At 59.7% G+C, this 16,814-nt stretch carries 13 protein-coding genes; 6 read left to right on the forward strand and 7 right to left on the reverse strand.

Features of this window, described 5'->3' with window-relative positions:
- Nucleotides 1-107: 107 nt before the first annotated feature.
- On the reverse strand, nt 108-1,355 hold the full coding sequence (locus EV561_RS16470) for a DUF763 domain-containing protein (RefSeq protein ID WP_132523374.1): 1,248 nt from the start codon (nt 1,353-1,355) through the stop codon (nt 108-110).
- A gap of 89 nt (nt 1,356-1,444) precedes the next feature.
- Entirely contained in the window at nt 1,445-2,788 is a 1,344-nt protein-coding gene (locus EV561_RS16475) for a sorbosone dehydrogenase family protein (protein WP_132523376.1), read from the reverse strand.
- 171 nt (nt 2,789-2,959) lie between these two features.
- Between EV561_RS16475 and EV561_RS16480 the strand changes: the two genes are divergently transcribed.
- The 3 genes from EV561_RS16480 to EV561_RS16490 all read left to right on the forward strand — a co-directional run bounded on the left by EV561_RS16480 (nt 2,960) and on the right by EV561_RS16490 (nt 5,705).
- Entirely contained in the window at nt 2,960-3,916 is a 957-nt protein-coding gene (locus EV561_RS16480; RefSeq protein ID WP_132523378.1) for an ABC transporter substrate-binding protein, read from the forward strand.
- A gap of 116 nt (nt 3,917-4,032) precedes the next feature.
- Nucleotides 4,033-4,914: an ABC transporter permease gene (locus tag EV561_RS16485; protein ID WP_132523380.1), complete on the forward strand. Its 882-nt coding sequence runs from the start codon at nt 4,033-4,035 to the stop codon at nt 4,912-4,914.
- Nucleotides 4,911-5,705, forward strand: coding sequence for an ABC transporter ATP-binding protein (locus EV561_RS16490; protein WP_132523382.1), 795 nt, complete (start codon nt 4,911-4,913; stop codon nt 5,703-5,705). The genes EV561_RS16485 and EV561_RS16490 overlap by 4 nt, the downstream gene beginning before the upstream one ends.
- Nucleotides 5,706-5,748: 43 nt before the next feature.
- Here the strand turns inward: EV561_RS16490 and EV561_RS16495 are convergent, their stop codons facing one another.
- Nucleotides 5,749-6,561: an aldolase/citrate lyase family protein gene (locus tag EV561_RS16495; RefSeq protein WP_165927843.1), complete on the reverse strand. Its 813-nt coding sequence runs from the start codon at nt 6,559-6,561 to the stop codon at nt 5,749-5,751.
- Nucleotides 6,562-6,819: 258 nt separating this feature from the next.
- Here EV561_RS16495 and EV561_RS16500 point away from each other — a divergent pair, with 258 nt between their 5' ends.
- Genes EV561_RS16500 through EV561_RS16510 form a run of 3 tightly spaced genes read left to right on the forward strand, consistent with a single transcriptional unit; the run spans nt 6,820 to nt 11,565 of the window.
- Entirely contained in the window at nt 6,820-10,086 is a 3,267-nt protein-coding gene (locus tag EV561_RS16500) for a cellobiose phosphorylase (RefSeq protein WP_132523386.1), read from the forward strand.
- Between the two features lie 34 nt (nt 10,087-10,120).
- Nucleotides 10,121-11,017, forward strand: coding sequence for an aminoglycoside phosphotransferase family protein (locus EV561_RS16505; RefSeq protein WP_132523388.1), 897 nt, complete (start codon nt 10,121-10,123; stop codon nt 11,015-11,017).
- A 59-nt stretch (nt 11,018-11,076) separates the two neighbouring features.
- Complete coding sequence (locus EV561_RS16510; protein ID WP_132523390.1) at nt 11,077-11,565, forward strand: cupin domain-containing protein; 489 nt, start codon at nt 11,077-11,079, stop codon at nt 11,563-11,565.
- Nucleotides 11,566-11,646: 81 nt separating this feature from the next.
- Here EV561_RS16510 and EV561_RS16515 read toward each other — a convergent pair whose 3' ends face one another.
- The 4 genes from EV561_RS16515 to EV561_RS16530 all read right to left on the reverse strand — a co-directional run bounded on the left by EV561_RS16515 (nt 11,647) and on the right by EV561_RS16530 (nt 16,591).
- On the reverse strand, nt 11,647-12,840 hold the full coding sequence (locus tag EV561_RS16515; protein WP_132523392.1) for a glycosyltransferase: 1,194 nt from the start codon (nt 12,838-12,840) through the stop codon (nt 11,647-11,649).
- 103 nt (nt 12,841-12,943) lie between these two features.
- Nucleotides 12,944-14,314 (reverse strand): polysaccharide pyruvyl transferase family protein, encoded by a 1,371-nt coding sequence (locus tag EV561_RS16520; protein ID WP_165927824.1) that lies wholly within the window; start codon nt 14,312-14,314, stop codon nt 12,944-12,946.
- Nucleotides 14,311-15,696 carry a glycosyltransferase family 4 protein gene (locus tag EV561_RS16525; RefSeq protein ID WP_132523396.1) on the reverse strand — a complete coding sequence of 462 codons (1,386 nt, stop codon included), beginning with the start codon at nt 15,694-15,696 and terminating at the stop codon, nt 14,311-14,313. Before EV561_RS16525 ends, EV561_RS16520 begins: the two co-directional genes overlap by 4 nt.
- 169 nt (nt 15,697-15,865) lie before the next feature.
- On the reverse strand, nt 15,866-16,591 hold the full coding sequence (locus tag EV561_RS16530; RefSeq protein ID WP_132523398.1) for a Crp/Fnr family transcriptional regulator: 726 nt from the start codon (nt 16,589-16,591) through the stop codon (nt 15,866-15,868).
- Between the last annotated feature and the right edge of the window lie 223 nt (nt 16,592-16,814).

Raw genomic sequence — 16,814 nt, forward strand, 5'->3', positions numbered from 1 at the left:
CGCGCCGACTGTCAATCCTGCATGACGTGTCTCGCAACGATGACACACTCGCCAATGTCGAGATTGGGCAATGGAGCGTCGAGTTTTTCCAGGAGATCTTGAATAGCTTACGTCTCGTCGGCAGGCGGCTCCCAGCCGAAGACGCTGCGCCCGCCGAAGGCTGCCGATTGACGGAATTCGCCCGCAACGATTTCCTTGAGATCCGGGCCGGTCACATAGCGCTCGAGCTGACGCGACTGGTCATCCAGTCGCCTCAGAGCCTGCAACTCCTCCTCACGCCCCAGCTTGCCCTTCAAGACTGCCGACTTCATCACTTTGATCGTCTCGTCATAGACTTTCAGCGGCACCGGAAAAGGATGACGATCCTTGCCACCATGGGCGAGCGAAAAACGAGCCGGATCGGAGAAACGGCAGGGAGCGCCATGCACGACTTCAGCGACCATCGCCAACGCCTTCACAGTGCGGGCGCCCACTCCCGGCGTGAGCAGCAATTCCTCAAAGTCCCGCGGTCCGCGGTCGGCGGCAGCGGCAAGATTGCTATGCAAGCGCTTCATGTTGACGTCGCTTTCCCTGACATCGTGATGGGCCGGCATGATCAGGTGCGGCAGAAGCGGCTGCTCGGGAAGAGGCAATGCGCTCCTGGCGTCAATGGCGAGAGCGGCAGCTTCGCGCACAATTCGATCAGGACCGAGCGTGGCCAAAAGGTCCAGTTGTCCCCGGCGGGACCGTTCGGCTCGCACGTCGGCAAGATTGATGATCTCGCCCTGGGTCCGGCCTTCGATTGCGCTATGGGGCGAATCGACGAAGCTTTTCAAACCCTCTGACAGCCAATGGTATCGTCGCGCCTGCCGCTTGTCCTCGTTCATTCCTTGCTGGACAACGACCCAATGCCCATCGTCTGTCACGATGAAGCCATGGAGATAAAGATCGAAGCCATCCTGCAGAGCCGCGCTGTCGACCTTGGCCACTAGCCGGCTGACATTGGCGAGCCGGTTGCCATCCAGACCGACGCGGTCGCCGATCGAAAGGAGCTCGCCCGGCGTCTTGCGCGATTGCGCGCCACGTCCGCCGCAGACATGGATGCCGAGCTCTCCGGATAGCGGCGTCAGTCCCCGCTTCAGGGCACCGAGCACGCTGGTGGTAATCCCGGAAGAATGCCAGTCCATCCCCATGACGGCGCCGAAGGATTGAAACCAGAAGGGATGAGCAAGACGGCGCAGCAATTCGTCGCGACCATAGTGGATGACGATCGCCTCGGTCATGACGGCGCCGAGCTTGGTCATGCGGTCGCCGAGCCATTTCGGCACCCTGCCTCCATGGAGTGGAAGGTCCGCACTGCCTGATCTGTTTGCCATATTGCCTATCTGTGGTGACTATCCCGCGATTATAAGCGGGGTTCGCTGAAATAATACGGTAGATCGCAACAAATCCGGGCAACGGAATACTATTGCGCCGCTGCCGGCGTGACGCGCCAGATGGTATTGCCGACATCGTCGGCGACCAGCAGCGCGCCTTTGAGATCGATGGCGACGCCGACCGGCCGGCCCATCGCCTTTCCGTCGGCCCCGACGAAGCCGGTCAGGATATCGCGTGGCGGACCGGAGGGTTTCCCGTCCGTGAAGGGTACGTAGATGACCTTGTAGCCGCTCCGGGGCCTGCGGTTCCAGGAGCCATGCTGGCCGACGAAAGCACCGCCGACATAGGCCTTGCCGAAGAGATTGCTGGTGTTAAAGGTCAGTCCAAGCGAGGCCGTGTGGGGACCGAGCGCATAGTCCGGCATGGTGGCCTTCGCAACCATGTCCGGGTCCTGCGGCTTGACGCGGCCGTCGACGTGCTGACCGAAATAGCTGTATGGCCAGCCATAGAACGCGCCGTCCTTTAGCGAAGTCATGTAATCAGGAACGAGATCGCTGCCGAGTTCGTCGCGCTCGTTGACTGCTACCCACAGCTCACCGCTCTGAGGCTGCCATGACAATCCGTTCGGATTGCGCAGTCCGGTCGCAAACGGCCTGATCTGACGCGTCGCCAGATCGATCTCGATCACGCGGGCACGGTCGCCTTCGACCTCGAGGCCGTTCTCGCCGACATTGCTGTTCGATCCAACCGTGGCATAGAGCTTCTTGCCATCAGGGCTGGCGATCACATCCTTGGTCCAGTGATGATTGATCGGGCCGGCCGGGAGATCGACAATCTTTTCGCCTGGCGCAGTGATCTCGGTTTCTCCATCCTTGTAGGGATAGGCCATGATGGAATCGGTGTTGGCGACGTAGAAAATGCCGTTCGACAGCGTCATTCCGAAAGGCGAATTCAGTCCCTTCAGGAAAATCGTGCGCAACTCGGCGACGCCATTGCCGTCAGCATCTCTGAGCAGCGTTATCCGGTTGGCGCTCTCTACCTTCGCGCCCACCTGCTTCATGACCAGCCCCGCAATCCAATGCTTGAGACTGAAGCCGGTATCGTCATGTTCCGCCGGCTCGTTGCTCTCTGCGACAAGCACATCGCCGTTCGGCAGCACATGCAGCCACCGCGGATGATCGAGCCCCCTCGCGAAGGCTTCAACCTTGAGCCCGTCACCGACTTTCGGCGTCACGCCATCAGGCCATGCGGATGCCGGCGCCGCATTGACGGTGGGGATGAGAGTGCGATTGGGACCGGGCAGGGTCGGCGATGGCCCATAACCCTGCTCGATAGGAACGGTTGCGGATTCACGCTGGAAAAGGAAAAGGCCCGTAACCCCCGCAGCCGCGAGAAAGAGAAGGATGGCGATAGCGCCAACAAGCCTTTTCATGCAAAAATCTCCTGCCATGCCTCGAAAAAGCAACTCTCGGCTTAAGATTTCCCCATCACTTGCGGTCGTCAATCACAGATCAAAAACTTTCATCCTTGCAGTCGAGCGCAACGATTGATTTGAAGCAGAGCTTTGCCTATGAAGCCAAAAACAACATTGGGAGGACTATCAATGCGATCGATACTGCTTGCGCTTGCAGCCACCTTGGCCCTGTCGGTCTCGGCAAAGGCCGCCGACACCGTAACCGTCGCCATCACGGCGATCGTCGAACATCCGGCCCTCGATGCGGCCCGCAAGGGCGTTCTCGATGCGCTGACGGCAGCCGGCTACAAGGAGGGACAGAACCTGAAGTTCGTCTTCCAGTCGGCGCAGGGCAACCCCGCGACGGCGGCCCAGATTGCCCGTCAGTTCGCCGGCGACAATCCGAACGTCATCGTGCCGATCTCCACGCCGTCTGCCCAGGCGGTCGTCTCGGCGACCCACGACATTCCGGTCGTCTTCACCGCTGTTACCGATCCGGTCGGCGCGCAGCTCGTCAAGAGCCTGGACAAGCCCGGCGGCAACGTCACCGGCCTTTCCGACATGTCGCCGGTCGGCGAGCATCTCGCTCTGATCAAGGAGATCCTGCCGAACGTCAAAAAGATCGGCTATCTCTATAATGCCGGTGAAGCGAATTCGGTATCGCTGCTCGCCGTCCTCAAGGCCGAAGCAGCAAAGGCCGGCGTGACCGTCGTCGAATCCGCAGCCGCCAAGTCTGCAGACGTTCAGGGCGCCGCTCGTGCGCTCGTCGGCCGCGCGGATGCGATCTACATCCCGACCGACAACACGATCATCTCGGCGCTCGAAGGTGCTGTCGCCGTTGCCGAGGAAGCAAAGCTGCCGCTGTTCACCGCCGATACGGACTCCGTCTCGCGCGGCTCGATCGCCGCTCTCGGCTTCAATTACTACGACGTCGGCAAGCAGACGGGTGATATCGTCGTGCGTATCCTCAAGGGCGAAAATCCGGGCGACATCCCGGTCAAGATCGCCTCCGGCAGCGATCTCGTCGTCAACAAGGCGTCTGCCGCAAAGATGGGCGTGACCGTTCCTGACAGCGTGTTGAAGCGCGCTTCCAAGGTTATCGAATAACGCCTGGCGACTGCCGCTATCGATAAAATACAGCCGTTTCCGTTTTCCGACGGGAACGGCTGATGGTATTAAGAGCTTACTTCCCGAAGGCCGGGAAGGGATGAAGGGCGAACAACTTGAGTCAGATCGCATTCTGGGGAGCTGTTGAACTGGGGCTGGTCTATGCCTTTGTCGCACTCGGCGTCTACCTAGCCTTCCGTGTCCTGGATTTCCCGGACCTAACCGTCGACGGATCCTTTCCTTTGGGCGCCGCAGTCACGGCAGTGCTGATCACCGCCGGCGTCAATGCGTGGCTGGCCGCCCTCGTTGCCATGGCGGCAGGTTCTGCTGCCGGCCTTGTCACGGCGATGCTCAACGTCCGCTTCCGCATTCTCAATCTGCTGGCATCGATCCTGACCATGATCGCGCTTTTCTCGGTCAATCTGAGGGTGATGGGCAAACCCAATGTCGCGCTGATCAACGCCGACACGATGATCAGTCCGTTCTTCGGCCATGGCCTTAGGGATTTCTACGTGCGCCCGCTCTTCGTGGGCGTTCTGGTTGTTGTCGCCGTCATTGTGGTCTGGCGTTTTCTCGAAAGCGATGCCGGGCTTGCCATGCGCGCAACGGGCGCCAATGCACGCATGGCCCGCGCGCAAGGCGTGGATACCAGTCGCCAGATCTATCTCGGCATGGCGATCTCGAACGCGCTGGTTGCCCTCGGCGGTTCGCTTTTTGCCCAGACCAACGGCTTTGCCGATGTGACATCGGGTATCGGCACGATCGTCGTCGGTCTTGCCGCTGTCATCATCGGCGAAACGCTGCTTGGTCGCCGCGGTCTGCTGATTGCCCTGATCGGCTGCGTGCTCGGCTCTATCCTCTACCGTATCGCTATCCAGCTTGCCCTCTCGTCTGATGTCCTGGGTTTGCAGGCCTCGGATCTGAATTTCGTGACGGCTTTCCTGGTCACAGTCGCACTCGTTCTGCCCCGGCTTCGCCGCGGAGGTGCCGCAGCATGATCAATCTGAAGAATATCAAGGTCGTCTTCGGACGCGGCACACCTCTGCAGAAACAGGCGCTGAACGGCGTCAACCTGACGATCGAGGAAGGCTCCTTCGTCACCGTCATCGGCTCGAACGGCGCGGGCAAATCAACCTTGCTCGGTGTGCTGGCCGGCGACGTGCTGGCAACAGAAGGCCAGGTATTGATCGGCAATACCGATGTCACGCGCAAGACCACGTCTGCGCGCGCTGGCCTGGTGGCCCGCGTTTTTCAGGACCCACTGGCGGGCAGCTGCGGTGCTCTCTCCATCGAGGAGAACCTGGCGCTTGCGGCGAGACGTGGAGAACGGCGCGGCCTGGTGCCGGCGCTCGGCGCAAAGCGGCGCGACCATTTTCGCGCCCGAATTGCGGAGCTCAACCTCGGTCTCGAGAACCGCATGAAGGACCGCATGGACCTTCTCTCGGGCGGTCAGCGGCAGGCGGTATCGCTTGTCATGGCGACCTTGGCCGGATCGGAAGTGCTGCTGCTTGACGAGCATACGGCAGCCCTCGACCCTGGCATGGCTGAGTTCATCATGACCCTCACGCAGAAGATCGTCTCGGAGCGAAAGCTGACGACATTGATGGTGACACACTCGATGCGCCAGGCGCTCGATTACGGCCACAGGACGATCATGCTGCACGGCGGCGAGCTTGTTCTCGACGTCCATGGCGATAACCGCAAGACGCTCACGGTCGAAGACCTGATCGACATGTTCCGCAAGATGCGCGGCCAGACCTTGGACGACGACGCCCTTCTGATCGGCTAGCACGCATTTGCGATGTCGATCGGCCGGTCGGCGTCTGTGATACCTAGGCCTGCTTAGTTGAGCCGCCTGCAGCCGTCTCGCGAGCAGTCGTTATTGCCGCGCGGGCGCCTGCTCGAAGCTGGGCGCTGTCGCCGCCAGCGATGACGAAGTGAAAGCCGAGCTTCAGGAGCTGACCTGCCCTGACCCCGTCGCTGCCGAACGCACAGATGAACTTGCCATGATGCTGGCAGCGCTCCAGCGCCTGAGCCATGACACGATCGATTTCGGCCGAGTTCGGGGCAAGTGCTGCACCGTCCGATAGCGCGATCGAAAGATCAGAGGGGCCGATGAAGATACCGTCTATGCCGTCGACGGCAAGAATTTCATCGATGGCCTCAAGCGCTGCGCGCGTTTCGACCATGGCGATCGTGACTGTTAGCTGGTTGGCTGATTTGAGGTAGGCATCCGGCGAAAAACCGTTGTAGTTGAGCGCCAGCGCCGGTCCCCAGCTCCGTTCGCCGAGCGGCAGATACTTCGTCGCCTTGACGAACTGCTCCGCATCGCTGGCCGAATTGATCATCGGCGCGATGATGCCGGAAGCGCCGGCATCGAGAAGGCGCGAGGCGGAGGCGAAATCGCCGACCGGAATGCGTGCTACGGCCGGCTTGCCGGCAAGACGAACCTGACCGATAGCGGTGGCCGCGGAGGCGATGTCCCACATCCCGTGCTGCAGGTCGATCACGACAGCATCGAACGGCTCCTGGGCAAAGAAATTTGCAAGAAGCGGGTCGGGGATCCCGATCCAGGCGGAGATCATGCCGTCGGTCTTACGCTTCTTTAGCTTTTCGGCAAACGCCTCACTAGTCGATGTGCTGATCATGCCCTTCTCCTCCGTTCGGCCAGTCCTCTGCGTTGTGATATTGCCTGTGCTGGATAATTTGCGCGAGGACCAAGCGCCTCCATGCGATAATATGCTGCAGCCTCATCATATCGGGTCCGGCACAAGATCGATACCGGTCGCGGAGCTGCTCAAGCGGATGCGCTCCCTGTCTTAAAAAAACGTGCGTTTCCTTCTATTATGGCATGAGTGCCTATGGTTTAGTCTCCCCCATCCTGAATCAGCGAGACCTTGATCATGTCCTCCGAATCCAGTCGCAGCTTTCAAACGCCCCGCCGTGAAGAGCTTGGTCTCTTCACGCTGAACAACGAAGCCGGCCTGTCGGTATCAGCATTGCCGAATGGCACCCTGTTTTCGATCGATTATGGCGATCCCAAGGGATCCGTCATGATAAACCAGGTGCTCGGCTCGCCGATCTATGGTGGTATCGGACGGCTCTATCTGCGGATTGGCGGGGCTGAACCCCGCGTTGCGCAAATCGTCGGCCCAAAGGCGGCGGTCCAGTTCAGCAAGGATGCAGGTGGTTTTTCCTGGACCGGCGAGACCAGCGGCGTTCGCCACACCGTCCGGCTGGAGCTGCTTGCGAAGGAGGCGACCTGGTTCTGGCGCGTTTCACTTGAAAACCAGGGCAAGACGGCTGTACCGGCCGATCTCATCCTCGTACAGGATGTCGGCCTCGGCGACCGCGGCTTCCTGATGAACAGCGAGGCCTATGCCTCGCAGTATGTCGATCATCATATTGCCGTGCATCCGACCTTCGGCGCCGTCATCATGAACCGCCAGAACCTGAAGCAAGGCGGCGGACGCAGTCCCTGGTTGGCCCAGGGCTGCATCGACGGATCGGCAGCCTATGCGACCGATGCGATCCAGCTGGTTTTTCCGGCGGGCAGCAACGACGGTGAGATGGTTCCGGCTTTCGGCACCAGCCTGCCGAGCGAGCGCCGCCAGCATGAAGTCGCCTGCCCCACGATACAGTCGAAGACGCTGACGCTTGCGCCCGGCAAAGCCGTCTCCACTGCATTTTTCGCGCTGTTCCTTGCGGACCATCCAGAAGCATCCACCGATGCCGATCTTTCGCGTCTCGATGGGATCTCGCAAGCTGCGAAGACGCCCGTAACTGCAAGCACCGCCGAGACAGTTACTGTCCGCAGCCTCGTGCAGGACGCACCGCTGGCGCAGGCATCGTCGCTGGACGAGGCGGCGATTGGGCGGCTCTATCCGGCCCGGCAGCTGGAGGAGCGTGTCGATGGCCGGTTGCTTTCCTTCTTCGTCCCCGATGGCCTTCAGAACCGTCATATCGTCTTGCGCGACAAGGAACTGATCGTTGCGCGGCGGCACGGCTCGATCGTGCGCAGCGGCCACAACATGTTGCTCGACGACAAGACGCTGGCTGCGACCTGCTGGATGCAAGGCATCTTCGCGGCACAGCTGACGATCGGCAATACCTCATTCCACAAGCTGTTTTCCGTTTCGCGCGATCCCTACAATCTGACGCGCGCAAGCGGCCTGCGCATCCTCGTCGAGACAGCGCAGGGCTGGCAGCTGCTCGGCGTGCCGTCCGTCTTCGACATGGGCCTCAGCGATTGCCGCTGGATATACAAACTTGCAGACAGCACCATCACCGTGACGGCAATCGCTTCCGGAGACGATCCGGCGATGCAATGGACGGTCAATGTCGAGGGTAATCCTTGCCGCTTCCTGGTCTTCGGCCAACTGGTGCTTGGCGAGCGCGAATATGAGGCAAGCAGCCGCATCGAATTCGAGGCCGGACGGAAGAGCGTTACCTTCACGCCGGACCCGAACTGGCTCTGGGGCCAGCGTTACCCCGAGGCCTCCTACTCGCTGGTAACGTCGACGCCTGACGCGATCGAGGTCATCGGTGGCGACGAGCTTCTCTATACGGATGGCGTCGCTCGCAACGGTCCCTTCGTTGCACTCAGATCCCACGCGACGCGGACGCTGACCTTCGCAGTCACCGGCTCGATGACCGATGCCGGAGAAGCCAGAGATCTCGCCCAGCGCTATGCGGCCGGCGTGGACAGCAAAGCTATGCTGGAGCCAGCAATGCGCTTCTGGGACCATGTCACGCGCGGCTTCCAACTTACGGGCACAGGGGAGCATGCGGCTGCCCAGGCGACGATGGTCCCATGGCTTGCGCATGATGCCCTCGTGCATCTCACCGTGCCGCATGGTCTTGAGCAATATACGGGCGCTGCGTGGGGCACCCGCGATGTGTGCCAGGGACCGATCGAGTTCTTGCTGGCCTATGAACATGATGCCGAGGTCAAGGACATCCTGCGTACCACCTTTTCGGAGCAGTACCGCGACCGCGGAGATTGGCCGCAATGGTTCATGCTGGAGCCCTATGCCAACATCCGCGCAGGTGAAAGCCACGGCGATATCGTCGTCTGGCCGCTGAAGGCGCTTTGCGACTATCTCGAAGCGACGGACGATCTCGGCTTCCTCGACGAGGCCGTCTCATGGCGCGCCGACGACACCATGCAGAAAACGGATGAAACCGCCACCATCGCGGACCATATCGACAAACTGCTTGCGACGGTCCGCGACCGCTTCATTCCCGGCACATCGCTGATCCGATATGGCGAAGGCGACTGGAACGACTCCCTGCAGCCCGCCGACCCGCATCTGCGCGACTGGATGGTCAGCAGCTGGACAGTGTCGCTACTCTACGAGCAGGTTGTTCGCTACTCCGTCCTGATGGACCGGATCGGCAACGACCAACAGGCAAAGACGCTCGCCGAGACGGCGGCGGCGATGAAGCTGGATTTCAACCGCCACCTCATCCGCGACGGCATCGTTGCCGGCTATGGCCTGTTCGATCCGAGCCATGACGGCGTGGAGCTGCTGCTGCATCCGGAAGATCAGCGCACGGGCCTGAATTATTCCCTGATCTCGATGACACAGGCGATGATCGGCGGCCTGTTCACGCCGGAACAGCGACACAGCCATTTGAAGCTGATCGGGGAGCATCTGCTCTTCCCCGACGGCACCCGGCTCATGGAAAAGCCCGCCACCTATGCCGGCGGCCCGGAAACGCTATTCCGCCGCGCCGAATCCTCGTCCTTCTTCGGTCGCGAGATCGGCCTGATGTATGTCCACGCACATCTTCGCTATTGCGAGGCGCTTGTGATGGATGGCGACGCGGAAGAGGTCTGGAACGCGTTGGCGCTGGCCAATCCAATCGCCGTGACGGACCGTCTGCCGAATGCCTCGTTGCGCCAGCGCAATACCTATTTCAGCAGCAGCGACGCAGCCTTTCATGACCGCTACAAGGCATCAAGCGACTGGGATCGCGTCAAGAGCGGGACGATCGCCGTCGACGGCGGCTGGCGCACTTATTCGAGCGGGCCGGGACTGTTTACCAAGGGTCTCATTTCCAACGTCTTCGGCTTCAAGCGGCAATTCGGCGAGCGAATCCGTACCCCCTTGCTGCCCGCTTCGGCCGCCGTCTCCGAGATCAAGTTGGCGCTCGATCAATCCTGATCGAGTGCAGGCTAATTGAGGGGAAGGACATTCGATGGCAGGAAGCGGAAGGCTCTCTATAGACGTTCCGCTCGTGCGCAGTCTGGTGGCAAGGCAATTTCCGCAATGGGCCGACCTGCCCATACAGGCAGTCAAATGGAACGGATGGGATAACGCAACATTCCATCTCGGCGGCCGCATGAAGGTGCGGTTGCCAAGCGCTGAGCGTTATGTTCCCCAAGTCGAGAAGGAACATCTCTGGCTGCCGAAGCTGGCGCCATATCTGCCGCTTCCCATTCCTGTTCCTGTCGCCATCGGCATACCGGGCGAAGGCTATCCCTGGCCCTGGTCCATTTATGAATGGATAGACGGTGATACGGCTTGCCTCGAGCGCATCGGCAATCTCCCTGACTTCGCCGTCGACATCGCCCAATTCCTGACCGCTATTCAGAAGGTCGACGCGACAGACGGGCCGGCCGCGGGCCAGCAGAACTTCTTTCGCGGTGGACCGTTGAACGTCTACGATGCGGAAACCAGAGCGGCAATCGAAAGGTTGCGCGACGAAATCGATGTGAACGGAGCCGCAAGCGCTTGGGATGCCGCCCTGTCGGCGGAATGGCGAGGTAAGCCTGTATGGGTGCATGGAGACGTTAGCGTCGGCAATCTCCTTGTCAGGGATGGACGCCTGAGCGCCGTCATCGATTTTGGCAGCTCAGCGGTCGGCGATCCTGCCTGCGACCTGGCCATTACGTGGACATTTCTGAGAGGCCAGAGCCGTGAAGCCTTTCGTGCGGCCATGTCGGCGGATGATGCGACATGGGCGCGCGCTCGTGGCTGGGCCTTGTGGAAGGCTTTGATTACATATGCCAATGGTGGCAGGGCACATCCAGCGGAGATCAGCGCTCGCCGGATCATCGAAGAGATCGTGGCCGAGCATAGGCAGGCAGCCTGATGTTTCGCATCTCGCCTGCGCTATCTGCGATCGATATATCTACTGACTCGGAGGACAAAATGACGGACGATCACAACCATGACCACGATCACCACGCACCGATCGACTGGCGTGATAACGGCGTGAAAGTCATTCCCGGCAATTCGCTTGATCCGAATACCGCCCAGACGCCCGGCATGAACCGCGCAACCGCAATCAGCAACGCCCGGGCCGGTGCCGAGAAGATCTGGGCCGGCACGGTAACCATCCACGCCAATGCGAAGACCGGCGCACATCATCATGGCGATCTGGAAAGCATAATCTACGTCGTCAAGGGAAAGGCGCGGATGCGCTGGGGCGAAAGCCTGGAATATGTGGCTGAAGCCGGTCCCGGCGATTTCATCTATGTGCCGCCCTACGTCCCGCATCAGGAAATCAATGCCAGCCGCGACGAGACACTGGAATGCGTGCTGGTTCGCACCGGTCAGGAGCCCGTGGTCGTAAACCTCGATATAGATCCGGTCGAAAAACCGGAAGAGGTTTTATGGAAAGACCCTATCCATCGTTGAGACGGCCAGCGACATCCGCCCCGAGACGGCAGCAGGGCGGAAGGCACATGTCGCCAGTTCCAACCATACTGCCGAACGAATCTAGTGCGAAGAAGCAACCGTTGTCCTGACCGCCTGCACCGCGCCGACGGGCAGAGTGACGGTGTGGTGAGAGACCCCATCCGCTCTTTCGGGGCGACCGGCTCTTGCGGCATGAAGCTCCTCGTCGACGACAGCTCGCATTCCCTCCTTGAACCGCTCCTGGTTGAAGTGCGTAGCATGCAAGCGAATTCGCTGGGGCCGGAAGACGGCCTCCTTTTCCTCGAACTCCTGAACTGCCGTCATCAGCGCATCGACAGATTGCTCGTAGAATAGCACACCGCTCAGATCGGGAACGACGGTTTCCAATGCCCCGCCCTGTCCGAATGCGATGACCGGCTTGCCGCTTGCCATCGCCTCGACCGGCACCATTCCGAAATCCTCCTCACCCGGAAAGATGAGAGCGCGGCAACGCGCAAGCGCGTCCTGTAGGACAGGAAACGGCGCCCTTCCCCAGAACTGAATTGTCGGTCCGGCCATCTGCTTGAGGCGGTCGATATCCTTGCCCTCGCCGATGACGACGAGGTTGCGATTTAATTTGGTGAACGCGGCCACGGCAAGATCGATGCGCTTATAGGGAACGATCTGCCCGGCGCAGAGATAGAAATCATCCGATTCATTGGACAGCTTGAAATCGCCGACGGCAACGGGTGGATAGATGACCGTTGCAGAGCGACGGTAGTATTTCTGGATGCGCGCAGCGACATGATAGGAATTCGCAACGAACCGATCCACACGCATGCTGGTGCTGACGTCCCATGACCGAAGCATGGGCGCAACAATCGGCAGCATCATGCGCGGCAGATGCCCGGCATTGGCGCGATATGTCTGGTAGTGATCCCAGAGATAACGCATCGGCGAGTGGCAGTAGCATATATGCGGCGCGTGCGGCGGCGGAATGATCCCTTTCGCCGGGCCGGATTCGCTCGATATTATCAGGTCGTAACCGCTGAGATCGAAGCTTTCCAAAGCAAAGGGCATCAAGGGGAGCAGCGATTGATAATTGCGCACTGCACCCGGGATATGTTGAAGGAAGGAGGTCTTTACGTTGCGGCTTCTGATCTTTTCGGAGACGCGCTCCTTGTCATAGACGAGCGTGAAGATGTCGGCCTCGGGATAGAGGTCGCAGAGGGCTTCTATGACTTTTTCTCCGCCCCGCATCGAGACGAGCCAGTAGTGAACGATCGCCACGCGCATGCTCGATTCTCCATTGAAGTTATCGCTTAGAAACAAAATGCAGAAGCCGTTTGACCAAGACCCATTTGCTCATGCTTCCAAGATCGAGGCGCATGCCTCTCCCTCAGGAATGCATTGCAGAGGTCTCGACGTCTTCCCTTCCCCATTCAAACTGCTTCGCGTGGGAGGACGGTCCGGCGACTGCCTCCAAGAGCTGTGAAACGCCTTCCCATGTCTCCCAAAGCACCTGCTTGCGCCTCTTCTCGCAAATGCCTTCCGCGGCGGTGCGGCAAGCAAGCTCGACCGCTGATTGCGCCGTCGTTTTCTCCAGGTCGCAAAGCCAATTTTCTCGACTGACCGACATCAAGAAGAAACGCAATTTTCGGTCCCAGGAGAGACCAAGTGCCGGTACGCCGTAGGAATATGCTGCAATTATCGCGTGCAGCCTGTGGGCTATAAGAACATCAAGGCCGGAAATGACCGCGCAGAGCTCCTTCGGCGTACGCGGCTGCTGAAACGTGACAGCGGCCCCGCCAGCGGCAGCCAGGTAGGGCCGCAACTGCTCCAGGTAAGACACATCCTCCGGGCTGCCATTCGTAAAGACAACGGTCTGGAACCCCTTGGAGACGAATGACCGCACGAGCTCGATATACCAATCTCTCAGATAGGCCGGATCCGGCGCGGAGTTGGTGTGGTATCGGATAGCAAGATGGCTTGTCACGCCGATGCCCGCCACAGGCGACCGTCGCTCGCTGCTCTGGGACGAGCGTGGAAAGAAATCCGACGCCAGCAGGCCGGGATCGCGCACGATCCGAGCCTCGATACCAAGAGATTCGCCGAATCTCTGATCCCACAATACCTTGGACTGGTGATCCCGCATGAAGACCTTGCGCAGGAGGCTGCTTGAAAATGCCTCCCTCAACATGCTCGTGCCCTGCGATGTCCACCCCAGAGTAACGCCAGTGGCATATATGACGAATGGCAGTGACAACCGTTCCAGTTCCGCTACGGCGAAGGTGAGCTTTGTCGGGAAGTTGAGATCCAGATCCGATATGAGATTGCCGCCCCCGATCGCGGCGCCCGTTGCGCCCTTGAGGCCATCGGCATAGTGGGGACGCCACTTTCGCCGGGCCTGCGCTGCAAGCAGAGGGCGGATGATCCGATGGCGCAATGTTTTCGGCATGCGGTCGAGCGCCAGCAGGATCTGCGCGCGACCTGCGGATGCCTCGCCATAGCGCTTGCGTCCGGCGAGGTCGACCGACCAGGTATCATTGCCGGCACCCAGCGCAATAGCTGCTCTTTCCAGGCATTCCGCGATGAGGCCGTCGCCGAGATTGGGACTATACTTCACATTCAGGAGCCTGAGGCGTGGCTCGTCGGTACCCCGCGCATATCGCAACCCGGCAATATCAGTCTGAACAGCCCAGGTGTCTTCCTTGCGGCCGGTGACCGATGGCAGATTGGAAACAGACGCCAAACCGGGATTGTCAGTCATGCCGGATCCTTCTGCTCTAGCAAGTTCTGATAGTGCCCGATAAGTCCATCCCGCCATTCGGTTGGGGTCGTGGCGGGTCGCACGACTGCTTCAAAGGCCCTGATGCTCATTGCCCGGATCTCCTCGCGAGGCATGTAGGCAACGCGCCGTAGCGTTGCCTGGAATGCCTCCGAATTGGTCGTATCGCAGCCTATCGCGACACCGGCTGAGACCATTTCGTCCGCCAGATATGCCTTGTCGGATAAAATGACCGGAATTCCGCTGAGCGACGCCTCCAGCGCCACGAGACCGAAAGGCTCCGGATACCGTGTCGGCAAGATAACCGCCCTCGCCTTTCGGATACGGGCGGCGATTTCCTGGTGCGTGTGCCAACCGAGGAGACGGATGGACGGGCCGTATTTAGCAAGGTTTTTTGCCAACGGCCCATTTCCGATGACATTCAACCTGATGCCTGCTCCAACCGCGGCAGCAGCGACATCCTCGATTCCCTTTTCCGTGTCGAGCCGGCCGACGAAGAAGAATTCCGAATTCTCTTCGGCGCGAACCCGCTCCTTGGTGAAGGGAACGACCGGATTGCGCAGGGTATGAAGCGAAGCTTCGGGAAACCCCGAACGCTCGAAGAGCGGCGCCATTTTTTCGTGGATCAGAATGATATTGCTAAAAGGCGCTTTCCCATTCGACAGCAGAGCGTGCAATCTCGACGAACGGGCCGCCCTCCACAACTTTTGGGCGTAATTGCGCTTATCGCACTGGGTCGTGATGCACTTGAGGCTCAGTGGCTCCAGATCGCATAGCTTCTGGGAAGGATAATCGTAGAAAGCGCCATTTGGGCAGGCCAGGAAAAAATCATGCGCGTGGATAACGGTTCGAGCCGCCACCCGCGACAGCGCGACGAAAATTGCCGGCGACAATATCTTTGCCCAACCGTGAACGTGATAGATCGTGCGCGGCGTATCATGTGCCTCGATCCACCGGGCAACCATCGCCTTGGCAGCGGCATTGTGAATGCCTTTCACAATGCTCGAGCCCGGATCTGCCGTCAGAATGGATTCACCGCCGAGCGCCACCACCTCGACGGCCGGACCGGCCAATTGTGGATCGCCCTCGTCGCCGCAGATATACGTGATCGGAATGCCGAGTTGCCTAAACAGCCGCAGTGAAAGCAGCGCCAGGCCGCTGCAGCCGCCATTCGTTGCCGAAAAGTCGTTGATAATGACGACCCGGTCGATATCAGCCACGCGAACTGCCGCTTGAGCACCGTCCGCACCAACCTCATCGTCGATAACGCCGTGAAAATTGGTATGCATCATGGAAGGACGGGCGGCTTCGCCGGTGCGGCGATATTCACGCTGTACGACCATGGGCAACACTGGTTGTGACATCGGGCGATCCGTGGCTATCAGGAAGATGTTCGACTTGGAATACTCCGCCCGGCGAACCAGGCTGAGGAATCGTCCGATACTGAAAAGCCACCGGTGTCGTGCTTCGGCACGATGGCTTTCCTGTAGATGCTGACTACGTGCTGGCGCGGCTTTGCCATCTCCAGCCGGATCAACAGACCGCGTAAGCGTGCAATGCGCGTGGGTTTGTGATCGTGATTGCGCCGGGCGCCAGATCGACTATCCGACTACGCTCCCACTCTCTCAGACACCTGTTCACCTTTTCGCGCGACGCCGGCAACATGGACGCCAGTTCGTGCTGCGACAGGTTGATCGTCCTCGTCATGCATTCGGGACCGTATGATGCCTCACCGGTGCCGTACTGCGTCTCGCCGGCCGATAAGCGGAGCAGCGTATTGGCGAGGCGAGATGAAACACTCAGCTTCGCAAGATTGATGAGCCGGTCTTCCAGTTCAGTTACCCGGCGTACCACATAATATAAAAGACTTGCGCACAGGCTCGGGTCCGTCTCGACCGCATCGCGAATGAGCTTTCCATCTAGCGACCAGATTTCGCAGGAGGTCAAAGCGTGGACCTGGAAAAGCGGCTTCGTGCGCCGCAGGACATCGATCTCGCCAAATATGCTGCCGGGCATCAGCGTGTCGACCACGAATTCCCGCCCATCGAGGAGGTATGTTAGCACCTTCACGGCACCACTTTGCATAAACAGGATATGGTTCGAAGGTTCGTCCCGCTGGGAGATTAACGCGCCTTTTTCATAGCAGCGGACAGTTCGCGTCTTGAGCAGCCTCTCCGTCAAATCAGAGCCTATTACAGAAAAGAATCCACATTGACTTATACGGAGCCGATCCTGGGTGCTCTGAACATCATCCTGCATAACAATCTCCTCAACATATTGCGGAGTCACAAACGCCTAAGTTGCAGACTCTGAAGTTCAACGGGATAAATTTGGCATGACGGTTGGCACAACCCCGTAGAAGATAAAGGTGAATCTTGCCGTTGACTATGACCTTGGTCACAGACAGGGGAAGTGGAATGACGTTATGTATGGGGTGACCGATAGTAAGTGTGTAGAAAATAGGAGGTTTCGCGTGAGAAGA

The sequence above is a fragment of the Rhizobium sp. BK376 genome, assembly GCF_004341625.1.
Taxonomy (GTDB): Bacteria; Pseudomonadota; Alphaproteobacteria; order Rhizobiales; family Rhizobiaceae; genus Rhizobium.

Bases quoted from the DNA above. Each gene is read 5' to 3' on its own strand.
- EV561_RS16470 (WP_132523374.1), bottom strand. From the start codon at position 1,355: ATGGCAAACAGATCAGGCAGTGCGGACCTTCCACTCCATGGAGGCAGG.
- EV561_RS16475 (WP_132523376.1), bottom strand. From the start codon at position 2,788: ATGAAAAGGCTTGTTGGCGCTATCGCCATCCTTCTCTTTCTCGCGGCT.
- EV561_RS16480 (WP_132523378.1), top strand. From the start codon at position 2,960: ATGCGATCGATACTGCTTGCGCTTGCAGCCACCTTGGCCCTGTCGGTC.
- EV561_RS16490 (WP_132523382.1), top strand. From the start codon at position 4,911: ATGATCAATCTGAAGAATATCAAGGTCGTCTTCGGACGCGGCACACCT.
- EV561_RS16500 (WP_132523386.1), top strand. From the start codon at position 6,820: ATGTCCTCCGAATCCAGTCGCAGCTTTCAAACGCCCCGCCGTGAAGAG.
- EV561_RS16505 (WP_132523388.1), top strand. From the start codon at position 10,121: ATGGCAGGAAGCGGAAGGCTCTCTATAGACGTTCCGCTCGTGCGCAGT.
- EV561_RS16510 (WP_132523390.1), top strand. From the start codon at position 11,077: ATGACGGACGATCACAACCATGACCACGATCACCACGCACCGATCGAC.
- EV561_RS16515 (WP_132523392.1), bottom strand. From the start codon at position 12,840: ATGCGCGTGGCGATCGTTCACTACTGGCTCGTCTCGATGCGGGGCGGA.
- EV561_RS16520 (WP_165927824.1), bottom strand. From the start codon at position 14,314: ATGACTGACAATCCCGGTTTGGCGTCTGTTTCCAATCTGCCATCGGTC.
- EV561_RS16525 (WP_132523396.1), bottom strand. From the start codon at position 15,696: ATGTCACAACCAGTGTTGCCCATGGTCGTACAGCGTGAATATCGCCGC.
- EV561_RS16530 (WP_132523398.1), bottom strand. From the start codon at position 16,591: ATGCAGGATGATGTTCAGAGCACCCAGGATCGGCTCCGTATAAGTCAA.